The sequence below is a fragment of the Pseudocitrobacter sp. 73 genome, from assembly GCF_008369545.1.
GTDB classification, from domain to species: Bacteria; Pseudomonadota; Gammaproteobacteria; order Enterobacterales; family Enterobacteriaceae; genus Pseudocitrobacter; species Pseudocitrobacter vendiensis.
Genome location: NZ_VTZO01000005.1, coordinates 1 through 13,561, shown reverse-complemented (window position 1 = coordinate 13,561; position 13,561 = coordinate 1). Strand labels below are relative to the sequence as shown.

Sequence of the window (13,561 nt, the reverse complement as noted above, 5' to 3'; positions counted from 1 at the left end):
TCATGCTAGCGCGCCCGTCGTAAAGGTGCAAATCTCCCTCCTGAAACGGCATCAGGAGGGAGCAGGGATCATGCCTTCGGTTTAAACCGCAGCAATCTATTCGCGTTGCTCACAACCGTGATGGAAGAGAGCGCCATTGCCGCACCAGCAACCACCGGGTTGAGTAACGTACCCGTTATCGGCCAGAGAATACCGGCGGCGATAGGGATACCCAGCGAGTTGTAAATAAACGCACCCAGCAGGTTCTGCTTCATATTGCGCAGCGTGGCGCGGGAAATCGCCAGCGCATCCGCGACGCCCATCAGGCTGTGACGCATCAGGGTGATGGCCGCCGTTTCAATCGCCACATCACTGCCGCCACCCATGGCGATACCGACTTCAGCCTGCGCCAGCGCCGGCGCATCATTGATGCCGTCGCCGACCATCGCCACTTTTTGCCCCTGACGTTGCAGATTTTTAATGGCTTCGGCTTTGCCATCCGGCAGTACGCCTGCGATCACTTCATCAATACCCGCTTCTTTGGCGATGGCATTGGCGGTGGTTGGGTTATCGCCGGTCAACATCACCAGACGATAGCCTTCACGATGCAGGCGCTCCAGCGCCGCCACGCTGTCAGCACGCAATGGGTCACGGATGGCGAACAACGCAGCGGCTTTACCGTCGACTGCCAGTAGCACCGGCGTGGCGCCCCGTGAAGCCTGCGCATTGATTTCGTTTTCCAGTTCCGCGGTTGAGATATTCTGTTCGTTGAGCAGCGCCTGGTTACCCAGCAGCAGCGTTCTACCCTCTGCCTCACCGCTGACGCCCAGCCCGCGCAGGGTGCGGAAGGCGTTGACCTGCGGCAACGTAGCATCGCCCGCTTTTTCCAGAATCGCTCGCGCTAATGGGTGGCTTGAACCTTGCTCCAGCGCGGCGGCAAGACGTAGCGCCTGCGCTTCTTCTACACCTGAGAAGGTCTTCACTGCCACAACCTGTGGCTTACCCTCCGTCAGCGTGCCGGTTTTATCAAACACCAGCGTGGTCAGTTCGCTTGCACGTTGCAGCGCGTCGGCATCACGCACCAGCACGCCGTACTCCGCGGCACGACCCACGCCAGAAATAATCGACATCGGTGTAGCCAGGCCGAGGGCACAGGGGCAGGCGATAATCAGTACGGTGGTAGCGATCACCAGGGTATAGACAATCTGCGGCGCCGGGCCAAAGAAATACCAGATGGCGGCGCTGAACAGCGCGATGGCGACCACGGCAGGCACGAACACCGCCGAGATTTTATCCGCCAGTTGGCCGATTTCAGGTTTACTGCTTTGCGCCTGACGCACCATTTTAATAATACGTGAGAGCGTCGTATGGCTACCTACCGCACTGGCACGGAACAAAACAGAACCGTCCTGTACCACCGTCCCGGCGTGAATAGCATCGCCATTGCTTTTTTCCTGCGGCACCGGTTCACCGGTGAGCATCGCTTCGTCAAACCAGGCTTCGCCCTGGGTGATTTCGCCATCGACCGGCACGCGGTCGCCGGTCGTCAGGCGCAGCGTCATACCCGGCAGAACCTCGGCCAGCGGCACGGTTTTTTCGCCGTTTTCTGTCACCACGCGGGCAGACGGTGGCGTCAAATCAAGCAGTTTCTCCAGCGCTTTAGATGAACGCTGACGGGCGCGTGCTTCCAGCATATGGCCGAGGTTAATCAGACCGATGATCATCGCGCTGGCTTCATAATAGAGATGACGCGCTTCCATCGGGAACCACTGCGGCCACAGGTTGACGCTCATCGAGTAGAGCCACGCAACGCCAGTACCCAGCGCCACCAGCGTATCCATCGTCGCGGTGCCGTTTTTCAGGCTTTTCCATGCGCTGCTGTAGAAGTGGCCACCGGCGAAGACCATTACGGCCAGCGTCACCAGGCCGATGACAAGCCACAGCGAGCGGTTGGCGTCGGTCACCATCATGTTGTCGCCGATCATTCCCCAGACCATAACCGGGATACCGACCAACAGCGCGACAATCGCCTGCCAGCGGAAGCGCTTCATGGTGGCGAGCGCGGTTTCCTGCTGGCGCTCACGACGTTTCAGATCATCTTCAATCGCTTCCGCGCCGTAGCCTGCTCTCTCTACGGCGTGGACTAAATCAGCGGCGGAGGCGCTGCCCATCACCAGCGCAGTGCGCTCCGCAAGGTTTACCCGTGCCTGTGCGACGCCCGGTACCGCCTGAAGGGCTTTTTGCACGCGAGAGACGCAGCTGGCGCAGCTCATTCCGTTGATCAGCAACTGCTGGCTGTCATCCAGATCCTGGGCTGCCGGAAGCTCAGGGGTGACCGCTGTCAGTGCTTCCGACGGGGTTACTGCTTCCGCCAGCGGTTTAGCCTTTGGGTGGCTTAACTCTGCACCATAACCCGCTTCAATGATGGTTTCGATCAGCGCTTCCGCGCTGGCGCTACCGGTAACGTGGGCCTCAGTAATGGTGACATCAGCCTGTTCCACATCAGGACGTTTTTCCAGGCTCTCTTTAACACGTTTAACGCAGTGGCCGCAGGAGAGGCCATCAAGCGTCAGGTCGATAGTAGTGGACATAAAAACTCCTTCTCTATGCGCTGTCCGGAAGTGGACGGCATCATCGTCATTTGACTGTTATTAAGGTTAAACCTTCCCGCAAGGGGAAGGTCAAGCATTCTGTTTGTGATAAAAAAGTTGTCTCTGCAGGGTATTAATTTAGAATTCTTTTTTTTATATCAGAACGACGAAACGTGAACTCATACTCTGAACTTAAAGAATGCATTCGCCTTGAGGTGATTGGTCGCGATAAGGCTTTCTCATGGCGCAAGGCCCTGTTCCGCACCCGGCGTAATCATAAGAAGTACTTCCTGTTCTGGTGGCGAATTGCGTCCTGGTTGTATGGGCAGGAGAGTCGATTTAAAAAACGCATAGCCCGTCGAATTGAGCATCGCCTGAAGCAGCATCACCCGGTTGATATTTCTTTATCGTGCAAAATCGGTAAGGGCCTGAATATTGCTCATTTGAATGGCATTGTCATCACGGATAACTGTGTCATTGGCGAGTACGCTGACATCAAGCAAGGTATTACGATCGGCCTGCGTACCGATAGCGCTGACGCAATGATTATCATTGGTAATCATGTGGATATTGGGTGTAATGCAACCATTCTTGGCGGGAAAGTCACGATTGGCGATAACGTGACAATCGGGGCGCACTCACTGGTACTGACTGATATTCCAGCTGATACAGTGTATAAGAACAAGATAACACCAGTAATGACACCTAAAACCGTCTCTCGTTAACTCTCCCGTACCGACTCTACGACAGAGGCATTTCAAAGCATCAACCCATTTTGGGTCCCCTTCAGAGGACATGTGAATTTTGTGCTTTTGATGGCATTAATTAATCGTCGATCAATTAAGCAATCTATCCAGGTTATACTAGGGCGATCGGTCACCCTCTATACGGAGAAGAGCATGAACATCAGTGATGTTGCCAAAAAAACCGGCTTAACCAGTAAAGCGATTCGCTTTTATGAAGAGAAGGGATTGGTGACGCCGCCGCTGCGTAGCGAGAACGGTTACCGTAGTTACACGCAAAAACATATTGATGAATTTACGCTGTTACGTCAGGCCCGGCAGGTAGGATTTAATCTGGAAGAGTGCGGCGAGTTGGTAACGCTTTTCAATGACCCGAAACGGCACAGCGCGGATGTGAAAGCGCATACCCTGCAAAAAGTCGCTGAAATTGAAAAACATATCAGCGACTTGCAAGCAATGCGCGATCAGCTTCTGGCGCTGGCGGCGTCATGCCCCGGTGATGATGGCGTGGATTGCCCGATAATCGATCACCTTTCGGGCTGTTGCCAGCATAAAAAGCAGGCTTAACGTTTTGCCTGTTCAGAGAGACGAACGCGCAGCGTAATGCCCTCTACTGCGATAACCTCAACTTTTGACCCCGCAGGAAAATCGTCATCAGCAATAACCGGCCAGGCGCTATCGCCAACCCGTACTTGCCCACGCCCGTTAACCAGGGGGTTATCGAGGGTAAAACGCTGCCCCACAAGTTGTTGCCCACGTTGATTAAGCTGACTGTCTGCGGGTTTCTGCTCCTTGACCTGGCGCGCCAGCCATTTTGACCATAGCCACGCTGCCAGCAGCGTCAGGATACAGAATATGACCGCCTGCCACTCCCAACTGACGGGCAGAACCCAGGTCAGTAGGCCGGTGATCACCCCGGCAACGCCGCTCCACAGCAGATAACCGTTGCCGCCCAGCATCTCGGCGGCCAGCAACAGGCCGCCCAGGCTTAACCAGAAAATATGTGGATGAGCCAGAATCATCTCGACCATTATCTTTTCCGTTCGTTGGCGCTGTCTTTGATAAGTTCAGCCACGCCTGCAATAGAGCCCATCAGGCTGCTGGCTTCCAGCGGCATCATGACCACTTTGCTGTTACTGGATGTCCCGATCTGTTGCAGCGCTTCGGTATATTTTTGTGCAACGAAGTAGTTCACCGCCTGAATATCCCCGGCGGCAATAGCTTCTGACACCATTTTGGTTGCGCGCGCTTCTGCTTCTGCGGAACGTTCACGGGCTTCCGCCTCAAGGAAGGCCGACTGACGTTCACCTTCCGCCTTGAGGATCTTCGACTGCTTTTCCCCTTCAGCTTTGACAATCTCGGCCTGGCGAATACCTTCGGCTTCGAGGATATAGGCGCGTTTTGTACGTTCGGCTTTCATCTGGGCGTTCATCGACGCAATCAGTTCTGCGGGTGGGCGAACATCGCGAATTTCAATACGGGTGACTTTAATGCCCCATGGATTGGTGGCTTCATCAACGATATGCAGCAGACGTGTGTTGATGCTGTCGCGTTGGGAGAGCATTTCATCAAGCTCCATAGAACCCAGCACGGTACGAATATTGGTCATCGTCAGGTTAATGATCGCCAGTTCCAGGTTACTCACCTCATAGGCAGCCTTTGGCGCATCAATGACCTGAATAAAACAGACGGCGTCGATGGTAACGTTGGCGTTATCTTTGGAGATAACTTCCTGAGATGGAATATCTAAAACCTGCTCCATCATGTTGATCTTACGGCCAATCCTGTCCATGAAGGGCACGACAAGGCTAAGTCCAGGCTGAAGCGTATTGGTGTAGCGACCAAAACGTTCGACCGTCCATTGATAACCCTGGGGAACGATTTTGACGCCAGCGGCAACCACCACCAGTACGACAAAAATCAAGATAGGGATAAATATCAGCATGAAACCTCCTGTTATACCGTCCTTTTATATAAGCGGTATGATGCCTTTGATGACGTTAAGTATATCGCTTACTGTAACGAAATTCGCCTGCCAGATTTCGATACTACTGCAATTTTTGCTGCTCATTCAGAATGTCACGCCATATCATCTATAAATAATTTTTTTTGCGAAACTTGTCTGTTCCCCTCCGCAAAATAGCCGATATTGCGGGAAATTCCTGGGCCTGACATTCCACCATTCGTGAGGCAGGTGCTGAACAACGAGCCAGCACGCCAGAAGTCTATCTTGAACAACCGGAGTACTGGAAAGGCTATCAGCTCACAGAACATAAGGTTAATAAATATGTTCTGGAATACTTAAAAGAGAACTTTCCTGACGGTAGAGAATAAGCGTTACGCAGAGTATTAAAAAGGGGGAGGCGATATGGTCGATGAGCCCCGTTTTTAAGGCCTTATGAGAATTAGATAATTTTCGATTAACTCTTTATGCGGAAATATCGTTACACTATGTCCATCAGTCCGGAACAGGAGTTTCAAATAATCATGATGGAAAGCAACGCGATTCTGCAATTAACAGGTGTGGGTTATCGCATCGGTGAGCGGCAGGTGCTAAAGGATATCAATTTCAGTATTGCGCCGGGTGAGTTTAAGTTGATAACCGGCCCTTCGGGCTGCGGTAAAAGTACATTATTAAAAATCATCGCCTCGCTATTGAGCCCGAGTGAAGGGACGATACAGTTTAAAGGCCAGAATTACACCACTCTGTCGCCTGAGCAGTACCGCCAGCAGGTTTCCTATTGCGCGCAAACGCCTGCCTTGTTTGGCGAAACGGTCTATGACAACCTGATTTTCCCCTGGCAGATTCGTGATAAACGCACAGAGCCGGACACCTTTCTGGGGTTCCTGACGCGGTTTGGCTTACCGGAAGAAACATTGTCGAAATCAATCAACGATCTTTCTGGCGGCGAAAAACAGCGTATTTCCCTGATCCGCAACCTACAATTTTTGCCGGACGTTTTATTACTGGATGAAATTACCAGCGCGCTTGATGAAGAAAATAAGCATAACGTGAACGATATTATTCATCGCTATGTTCGGGAGAAAAATATCGCCGTGCTGTGGGTCACCCACGATAAAGATGAAATAGAACATGCGGATGATGTCATTACATTACCGCTCTCGGGACAGGATATGCAGGAGGCCGCCCATGAATGAGCATGCCATAACCAATGAGTCACTGGCGCTGTCAATGGTATTAGTGCTGGTGGCCATCGTGGTGAGCTATCGGGAAAAGCTGGCGCTGGAAAAAGATATTATCTGGAGCATTTGCCGGGCGATTGTTCAGCTTATTATTGTCGGCTATGTGCTGAAATATATATTCAATGTTAACCACGCGATTCTGACGCTGCTGATGGTGCTGTTTATCTGCTTTAACGCAGCTTACAACGCGCAAAAACGCAGTAAATACATTAGTAAAGCGTTTGTCTCATCGTTTATTGCCATCACCACCGGGACCGGATTAACGCTGGTCGTACTGGTCTTTTCAGGTTCGATTGAGTTTACGCCGATGCAGGTGATCCCTATTTCCGGGATGATTGCCGGCAATGCGATGGTGGCGGTGGGATTGTGTTACAACAATCTTGGGCAGCGCTTTAGCGCGGAACAGCAGCAGATTCAGGAGAAACTCAGCCTGGGCGCGACGCCTAAAATGGCCTCCGCGCGACTCATTCGCGAAAGCATTCGTGCGTCGCTCATCCCTACGGTGGATTCGGCGAAAACCGTCGGACTGGTGAGTTTACCGGGGATGATGTCAGGGCTGATCTTTGCGGGGATTGACCCGGTAAAAGCGATTAAGTACCAGATAATGGTGACGTTTATGCTGCTTTCCACTGCCAGTCTGTCGACGATTATTGCCTGCTATCTCACGTACCGGAAATTCTACAATTCACGCCATCAACTGGTGGTGTCGCAGTTGAAGAAAGTGTGAGAATAACGCCGGATGGCGGCTGCGCCTTATCCGGCCTACAGACATGCTAATAGGTAGGCCGGATAAGCGTCAGCGCCATCCGGCAATCAATCAATCAGTACAGCAGCGAATACAACTTACGACGATACTTTGACGCCAGCGCATCACCGGTTCCTAACGCGGCCAGGATCTCCTGCAGCATTTTACGCGCTTGTCCGTCAGCCGCACCGAGGTCTTTTTGCAGATGGCTGAACAACAGCTCCAGCGCTTCTTCGTTACGACCTACCTGATGCAACTGTAACGCCAGCTGTGATGCCAGTGCGGCATCTTCCGGATTTTGCGCAACTTGCTGTTGTAATTGCTGAATTTCCGGCGTATCGGCGGCCTGTTTCAGCAGTTCAATTTTCGCCAGCAGACCCTGATAGCGGGTGTCCTGATCCTGTAATGGCACGGTTTTCAGTACGGCTTCCGCGTCTTCAGAACGGTTCAGCGCGATCTGCGTTTCTGCCAGCAGCAGGCCAATCTGGCTATCCTGATTCGACATGGACCACGCATCTTTCAGCAGCGGCAGCGCGTCAGCATAGTTGCCTTCCTGAATCAGTTCCATTGCCTGCTGGGCTTTCAGCTCTTCTTCACGCGGCAGAACTTTATCGAGCAGGGCGCGAATGGCTTCTTCCGGCTGCGGGCCCTGGAAACCGTCCACCGGTTGACCATTCTGGAACAGGTAAACCGTTGGGATAGCGCGCAGGCCGAACTGCGAGGCCACCATCTGCTCAGCGTCGCAGTCTACTTTTGCCAGAATAAACTGACCGTTGTACTGCGCGGCCAGGTTTTCCAGAACCGGCGTCAGCTCCAGACAGTGTTGGCTACGTTCAGACCAGAAGTAGAACAGAATCGGCGTCGTGACGGATTGTTCCAGCGTCTGGTGCAGGTTAGCTTCGGTAATATTGACGATATTCTGTACGGACATGAGCCACTCTCTTTTGTCGATTTGACTATTACATGGGGGCGCGAAGCCCGGCTTCAACTTAGCCGCGTAAAATTTTGTCCATCGCGCAGGCTGGGAGCAGGCGCTTCAGCCAGCCAACGGCGTGGGTAACCAGCGTCACCGGGTAACGCAGTTTGGGTTTGTCGCTGATAAAGGCGTGACGCACTTTTTCCACGACCGCGTCCGGGCCCAGGGTAAACCGCGCGGCAATGCCGGGGTTCTCAACCGGTTTGTCCTGCTCGATTTGATTCACGTTGTCGGTGAAGCGTGTACGAATCGGGCCCGGCTCAATCAGGCTCACTTTTATGCCCGTGGTGTGCAGTTCCATGCGCAGCGCGTCGGACCACGCTTCGAGCGCATATTTGCTGGCCGCATAGGCGCCGCGACCGGGCGTAGCGATAAGCCCCATAACCGATGACGTCATCACGATACGGCCTTCGCCATGCGGGATCATTGCCGGAAGAAGACGCTGAGTCAGTTGATGCGCGCCGAAAAAGTTGGCGGAAAATTGCTGCTCCAGCTGTGTCCGGGTTAGGGTGCTGAGCGGGCCGTAAACGCCAAAGCCAGCGTTGTTGAACAGGCCGAACAGGCGATTGCCGGTCAGGGCGATAACCTCATCGGCGGCACGGTCTACGCTTTTGGGGTCATCAAGGTCCAGTTCAATACCAACAAGCCCCATCCCGTTCATCCGCGCAACATCGGCAGGGTTGCGGCAGGCCGCCAGCACGCGAAATCCCTGGCGTTTTAGCTCAAGCGCGCTTTCCAGACCAATACCGCTTGAACATCCTGTAATTAAAACCGTTTTTTGCATAACTTTACCTGAGAACGCCCCTTTAAATTCAGGAGTCGTGATTAACTAGTGGTGCCAGGCGTGTCGCCATCCAGTCGGCGATAAACGGTTGGGCGTCACGATTGGGGTGAATACCATCATCCTGCATCCACTGCGGTTTGAGATAAACCTCTTCCATAAAGAAGGGCAGCAGTGGGATAGTGAATTCCTGGGCAAGCTGCGGATAAATCGCGCTAAAGGCCTCATTATAACGGCGTCCGTAGTTTGCGGGCAGACGAATTTGCATTAACAACGGCTCGGCGTTGGCTGCTTTAATTTGCTGCAAAATGGTGCGCAGCGTTTGCTCGGTTTGCTGAGGTTGGAAGCCGCGCAGGCCATCATTGCCGCCCAGCTCAACCAGCACCCAGCGCGGCTTATGCTGTTTCAGCAGTGCAGGCAGGCGCGCCAGCCCCTGTGCCGAGGTGTCGCCGCTGATGCTGGCGTTAATCACCTCTGTTTTCGGCTGCCACTTGCTGTTGAGCAGGGCAGGCCAGGCCGTATTGGCGGCCATACGATATCCCGCGCTCAGGCTATCGCCGAGAATCAACAATGTGTCTGCGGCGACGGCGCGGAAGCTTAACAGAATCAAAAACAGGACGGGCAAATGCCAGCGGAAAACGTGCTTGAAGTTCATCATCTTAAGAAATCCGTCGGTCAGGGAGAGCATGAGCTTTCCATCCTTACCGGAGTTAACCTGATTGTCAAACCGGCGCAGACCATTGCCCTGATTGGTGAGTCGGGGTCAGGGAAATCAACGCTGCTGGCGATTCTGGCCGGGCTGGATGACGGCAGCGATGGCGACGTGAAACTGCTAGGGCAATCGCTGTCGTCGCTGGATGAAGAAGCGCGAGCGCGTTTACGGGCGCAGCATGTGGGTTTTGTTTTTCAGTCTTTTATGTTGATCCCGACACTCAACGCATTGGAAAACGTTGAACTTCCGGCGCTGCTGCGTGGCGAAAGCGACAGTCAGAGCCGGGGCGGCGCGAAAGCGTTGCTCGAACAGCTTGGCCTTGGCAAGCGTCTGCATCATCTCCCGGCACAGCTTTCGGGCGGTGAACAGCAGCGCGTGGCGCTGGCGCGCGCGTTTAATGGTCGCCCGGATCTCCTCTTCGCCGATGAACCCACCGGAAACCTCGACAGGCAGACGGGCGATAAAATTGCCGACCTGCTTTTCTCGCTCAATCGTGAGCATGGCACGACGCTCATTCTGGTGACCCACGATCCGCAACTGGCGGCGCGCTGTGACCGACGTTTGCGCCTGGTGGACGGTGAATTGCGGGAGGAAGCATGATTGCACGCTGGTTCTGGCGGGAGTGGCGCTCGCCGTCGCTGCTGATTGTCTGGCTGGCGTTAAGCCTGGCGGTGGCCTGTGTGCTGGCGCTCGGCAGCATCAGCGACCGCATGGAAAAAGGTTTAAGCCAGCAAAGCCGCGAATATATGGCAGGCGATCGCGCGCTGCGTAGTTCGCGTGAAGTGCCCACCGCCTGGCTGGACAAGGCGCGGGAAGAGGGCCTGAAGGTTGGCGAGCAGGTCAGTTTCTCAACCATGACCTGGGCGGGAAATACGCCGCAGCTCGCTGACGTCAAAGCTGTAGACCGTGTTTATCCGATGTACGGCACCCTGCAAACCAAACCGGAGGGAGTGAAGCCGCAGCCAGGTACTGTACTGCTGGCGCCGCGTTTGCTGGCGTTGTTAAACCTGAACATCGGCGATCAAATTGACGTCGGTGATGCCACGCTGCGCATCGCCGGGGAAATAGTTCAGGAGCCGGATGCCGGCTTTAACCCTTTCCAGATGGCGCCGCGCCTGATGATGAACATGGCTGACGTCGAAAAAACCGGGGCAGTGCAGCCCGGCAGCCGTGTGAGCTGGCGCTACAAATTTGGCGGTACGCCAGAACAGCTGGCGAGCTATGAAAAATGGCTGCTACCACAACTGAAGCCTGAGCATCGTTGGTATGGCCTGGAGCAGGACGAAGGCGCGCTGGGGAAATCGCTCGAACGCTCGCAGCAGTTCCTGTTACTTTCTGCGCTGTTAACGTTGCTACTGGCGGTGGCGGCAGTCGCGGTGGCGATGGGGCACTACTGCCGCAGCCGTTATGACCTGGTGGCAATCCTCAAAACCCTTGGCGCCGGGCGGGCGCAGCTACGCAAGCTAATCATTGGTCAGTGGCTTTTGCTGCTCACGCTGGCGGTCATCACCGGCGGCGCGATGGGGCTGCTGTTCGAACATATCTTGTTGATTCTGCTCAAACCGGTTTTACCGGCAGCACTGCCTTCCGCCAGCGCCTGGCCGTGGTTGTGGGCTATCGGCACGATGGTGGTGATTTCGTTGCTGGTCGGTCTGCGGCCCTATCGTCTGTTATTGGCCACGCAGCCGCTGCGCGTACTGCGGCGCGACGTGGTCGCCAGCGTCTGGCCGCTGACGTTTTATATTCCGGTGATTAGCGCGGTGGTTATCGGCCTGCTTGCCTGGTTGATGGGCGGTAGCCCGCTGCTGTGGTCAGTGCTGGCGGGCGCTGTAGTGCTGGCGTTGTTGTGCGGCGTGCTGGGCTGGATGCTGCTTAACGTGCTCAGGCGCTTAACGCTGAAAGCACTGCCGTTGCGTCTGGCGGTCAATCGTCTGCTGCGCCAGCCGTGGTCGACGCTGAGTCAGCTTGCGGCATTTTCACTCTCCTTTATGTTACTGGCGCTTTTACTGGTACTTCGCGGCGACCTGCTTGACCGCTGGCAGCAGCAGTTACCGCCGGAAAGCCCTAACTACTTTCTGATTAACATCGCGCCGGAGCAGGTGCAGCCGGTGAAAACGTTCCTTGCGGAGCATCAGGTGATCCCTGAGGCATTTTATCCCATCGTTCGCGCGCGTCTGACGCAGATAAACGGCCAGACAACGGAAGGGAATAAAGATGAATCGCTCAATCGTGAACTGAACCTCACCTGGCAGGAGAAACAACCGGACCATAACCCTATTGTCGCCGGAACCTGGCCGCCGAAAGTGGGGGAAGTATCGATTGAAGAGGGGCTGTCGAAGCGTCTGAATATCAAACTGGGCGATAAAGTAACCTTCACTGGCGATACTCAGGATTTCAACGCTACGGTCACCAGTTTGCGTAAAGTCGACTGGGAGAGCCTGCGGCCTAACTTCTTCTTTATTTTCCCGAATGGGGCCCTGGAGGGGCAGCCGCAAAGCTGGCTCACCAGTTTCCGCTGGGATCGCGATACGACGCTTTTAACGCAGTTGAACCGCGAGTTCCCAACGATCAGCCTGCTGGATATTGGCGCGATACTGAAACAGGTCGGGCAGGTGCTGGAGCAGGTAAGTCGGGCGCTTGAAGTGATGGTGGTGCTGGTGACCGCCTGCGGTGTGCTGTTGTTGCTGGCACAGGTGCAGGTCGGCATGCGTCAGCGGCATCAGGAACTGGTGGTTTATCGCACCCTCGGGGCCAGCAAGCCACTGTTGCGTACCACGCTGTGGGCGGAGTTCGCCCTGCTGGGGTTGGTCTCCGGGCTGGTGGCGGCCATTGGCGCTGAAACGGCGCTGGCGATGCTGCAAACGCGGGTGTTTGATTTCCCGTGGGAGCCCGACTGGCGCTTGTGGCTGGCGCTACCGCTTTGTGGCGCAGTGCTGCTTTCACTGTGTGGCGGCTGGCTGGGGATTCGCCTGTTAAAAGGCAAAGCGTTGTTCCGCCAGTTCAGTAGCTAAGAGATTGCCGGATGCGCTGACGCTTATCCGGCCTACACGGGGGCTCGGTGAGCGTTAGCGCCACCGGGCAACTGCCGCCGCTTAACGTCCATCCAGCAAAAAATCCGCGCGCTAAATCCCATTTTTCCCCCTTACCCCTATAAGTTCCATGGAATTGTTCAATAAAGGCACAAACTGTATAGAAGCGTCAGTTTAACCGCACAAATCATTAAAAAACGGTAAAGATAAGTTCATTTAGACACGATAATATTCACTGGCTAAATAAATGGCAGTTAACCTATCCAAGGAACAACCATGTCCATAAAAATAAAAGCGCTGGCATTATCGATCGGCGCAGCAGTGGCACTGACGACTTTCGCTTCTCAAGCGGAAATCACCGTTTTAAAAGCTGACCCGCAGGCTGGCGATCCGCTGAGCCGTCTTAACTTCACCGTTGGCGGGAGTATCCGTCCTCAGTTCCAGAACATGACCGGGGATGATGGCGCGAACGGCTACAAACGTAATGGCTTCGACGGCGGCACCCGTTTCCGTTTCGCAGCAGATTACTACCTGTTCGATGATATTAGCTGGATAAGCTACTATGAACTGGGCGTTAACTTCCCGGCGATGTTCATCTGGAACTTCAAGGACTTGAAGCGGTTACTCGTTAGAGTCACGAGAGACATTAGTAGGCCTGAGGTCCTGCATTGAGTCAAGACCTTGTGTCATTCTTTGTGCCAGACTTGTGTCATTAGACGAGATGTCTAGACGGCTGGTCAGGACCCCCGGTGGCCTCGGTCTGGACTTGAGGCTGGCTATGGGGGGGAAGTCTGCTGGCTT

The 13,561-nt window shown here is 54.5% G+C and carries 12 protein-coding genes and 2 pseudogenes; 8 read left to right on the top strand and 6 right to left on the bottom strand.

Annotated features, from left to right (window positions below; genetic code table 11):
• Nucleotides 1–68 precede the first annotated feature (68 nt).
• Nucleotides 69–2,570: a copper-exporting P-type ATPase CopA gene (gene copA / locus F0Q32_RS04140; RefSeq protein WP_149462086.1), complete on the bottom strand. Its 2,502-nt coding sequence runs from the start codon at nt 2,568–2,570 to the stop codon at nt 69–71.
• Nucleotides 2,571–2,743: 173 nt separating this feature from the next.
• Between copA and F0Q32_RS04135 the strand changes: the two genes are divergently transcribed.
• Both F0Q32_RS04135 and cueR read left to right on the top strand, forming a co-directional pair.
• Nucleotides 2,744–3,295, top strand: a complete 552-nt coding sequence (locus tag F0Q32_RS04135) for a serine acetyltransferase (RefSeq protein WP_253898073.1) — start codon at nt 2,744–2,746, stop codon at nt 3,293–3,295.
• 174 nt (nt 3,296–3,469) lie between these two features.
• Nucleotides 3,470–3,880: a Cu(I)-responsive transcriptional regulator gene (cueR, locus tag F0Q32_RS04130; RefSeq protein ID WP_015965507.1), complete on the top strand. Its 411-nt coding sequence runs from the start codon at nt 3,470–3,472 to the stop codon at nt 3,878–3,880.
• On the opposite strand, the gene F0Q32_RS04125 is transcribed toward cueR, so the two are convergent.
• Together F0Q32_RS04125 and F0Q32_RS04120 are read right to left on the bottom strand one after the other, a co-directional pair.
• On the bottom strand, nt 3,877–4,344 hold the full coding sequence (locus F0Q32_RS04125; protein WP_149462084.1) for an NfeD family protein: 468 nt from the start codon (nt 4,342–4,344) through the stop codon (nt 3,877–3,879). The genes cueR and F0Q32_RS04125 overlap by 4 nt on opposite strands.
• Nucleotides 4,344–5,258 (bottom strand): SPFH domain-containing protein, encoded by a 915-nt coding sequence (locus F0Q32_RS04120; protein ID WP_149462083.1) that lies wholly within the window; start codon nt 5,256–5,258, stop codon nt 4,344–4,346. Before F0Q32_RS04120 ends, F0Q32_RS04125 begins: the two co-directional genes overlap by 1 nt.
• Nucleotides 5,259–5,530: 272 nt before the next feature.
• On the opposite strand from F0Q32_RS04120, the pseudogene F0Q32_RS26415 reads away from it, so the two are divergent.
• The 3 genes and pseudogenes from F0Q32_RS26415 to fetB all read left to right on the top strand — a co-directional run.
• Nucleotides 5,531–5,647: pseudogene (locus F0Q32_RS26415) on the top strand (hypothetical protein); the annotation flags it as partial.
• Nucleotides 5,648–5,800: 153 nt separating this feature from the next.
• A complete protein-coding gene (gene fetA, locus F0Q32_RS04115) occupies nt 5,801–6,472 on the top strand; it encodes an iron ABC transporter ATP-binding protein FetA (RefSeq protein ID WP_149462082.1) in 672 nt (223 codons plus the stop codon).
• A complete protein-coding gene (fetB, locus tag F0Q32_RS04110) occupies nt 6,465–7,244 on the top strand; it encodes an iron export ABC transporter permease subunit FetB (RefSeq protein ID WP_149462081.1) in 780 nt (259 codons plus the stop codon). The genes fetA and fetB overlap by 8 nt, the downstream gene beginning before the upstream one ends.
• A gap of 94 nt (nt 7,245–7,338) precedes the next feature.
• On the opposite strand, the gene F0Q32_RS04105 is transcribed toward fetB, so the two are convergent.
• The 3 genes from F0Q32_RS04105 to tesA are packed head-to-tail and all read right to left on the bottom strand — an operon-like array spanning nt 7,339 to nt 9,677.
• Nucleotides 7,339–8,193, bottom strand: coding sequence for a co-chaperone YbbN (locus F0Q32_RS04105; RefSeq protein WP_149462080.1), 855 nt, complete (start codon nt 8,191–8,193; stop codon nt 7,339–7,341).
• A gap of 58 nt (nt 8,194–8,251) precedes the next feature.
• Nucleotides 8,252–9,022, bottom strand: coding sequence for an SDR family oxidoreductase (locus F0Q32_RS04100; RefSeq protein WP_149462079.1), 771 nt, complete (start codon nt 9,020–9,022; stop codon nt 8,252–8,254).
• 28 nt (nt 9,023–9,050) lie between these two features.
• On the bottom strand, nt 9,051–9,677 hold the full coding sequence (gene tesA, locus F0Q32_RS04095; RefSeq protein WP_144052258.1) for a multifunctional acyl-CoA thioesterase I/protease I/lysophospholipase L1: 627 nt from the start codon (nt 9,675–9,677) through the stop codon (nt 9,051–9,053).
• On the opposite strand from tesA, the gene ybbA reads away from it, so the two are divergent.
• From ybbA to F0Q32_RS04080, 3 genes and pseudogenes are all read left to right on the top strand, one after another.
• Nucleotides 9,645–10,331 carry a putative ABC transporter ATP-binding protein YbbA gene (gene ybbA / locus F0Q32_RS04090; protein ID WP_149462078.1) on the top strand — a complete coding sequence of 229 codons (687 nt, stop codon included), beginning with the start codon at nt 9,645–9,647 and terminating at the stop codon, nt 10,329–10,331. The genes tesA and ybbA overlap by 33 nt on opposite strands.
• Entirely contained in the window at nt 10,328–12,742 is a 2,415-nt protein-coding gene (gene ybbP, locus F0Q32_RS04085) for a putative ABC transporter permease subunit YbbP (RefSeq protein ID WP_149462077.1), read from the top strand. Before ybbA ends, ybbP begins: the two co-directional genes overlap by 4 nt.
• Before the next feature lie 294 nt (nt 12,743–13,036).
• Nucleotides 13,037–13,363 (top strand): annotated as a pseudogene (locus tag F0Q32_RS04080) (porin); the annotation flags it as partial.
• Nucleotides 13,364–13,561 lie beyond the last annotated feature (198 nt).

Bases quoted from the DNA above. Each gene is read 5' to 3' on its own strand.
- F0Q32_RS04120 (WP_149462083.1), bottom strand. From the start codon at position 5,258: ATGCTGATATTTATCCCTATCTTGATTTTTGTCGTACTGGTGGTGGTT.
- cueR (WP_015965507.1), top strand. From the start codon at position 3,470: ATGAACATCAGTGATGTTGCCAAAAAAACCGGCTTAACCAGTAAAGCG.
- tesA (WP_144052258.1), bottom strand. From the start codon at position 9,677: ATGATGAACTTCAAGCACGTTTTCCGCTGGCATTTGCCCGTCCTGTTT.
- fetB (WP_149462081.1), top strand. From the start codon at position 6,465: ATGAATGAGCATGCCATAACCAATGAGTCACTGGCGCTGTCAATGGTA.
- ybbA (WP_149462078.1), top strand. From the start codon at position 9,645: ATGCCAGCGGAAAACGTGCTTGAAGTTCATCATCTTAAGAAATCCGTC.
- F0Q32_RS04100 (WP_149462079.1), bottom strand. From the start codon at position 9,022: ATGCAAAAAACGGTTTTAATTACAGGATGTTCAAGCGGTATTGGTCTG.
- F0Q32_RS04105 (WP_149462080.1), bottom strand. From the start codon at position 8,193: ATGTCCGTACAGAATATCGTCAATATTACCGAAGCTAACCTGCACCAG.
- F0Q32_RS04125 (WP_149462084.1), bottom strand. From the start codon at position 4,344: ATGGTCGAGATGATTCTGGCTCATCCACATATTTTCTGGTTAAGCCTG.
- ybbP (WP_149462077.1), top strand. From the start codon at position 10,328: ATGATTGCACGCTGGTTCTGGCGGGAGTGGCGCTCGCCGTCGCTGCTG.
- fetA (WP_149462082.1), top strand. From the start codon at position 5,801: ATGATGGAAAGCAACGCGATTCTGCAATTAACAGGTGTGGGTTATCGC.
- copA (WP_149462086.1), bottom strand. From the start codon at position 2,570: ATGTCCACTACTATCGACCTGACGCTTGATGGCCTCTCCTGCGGCCAC.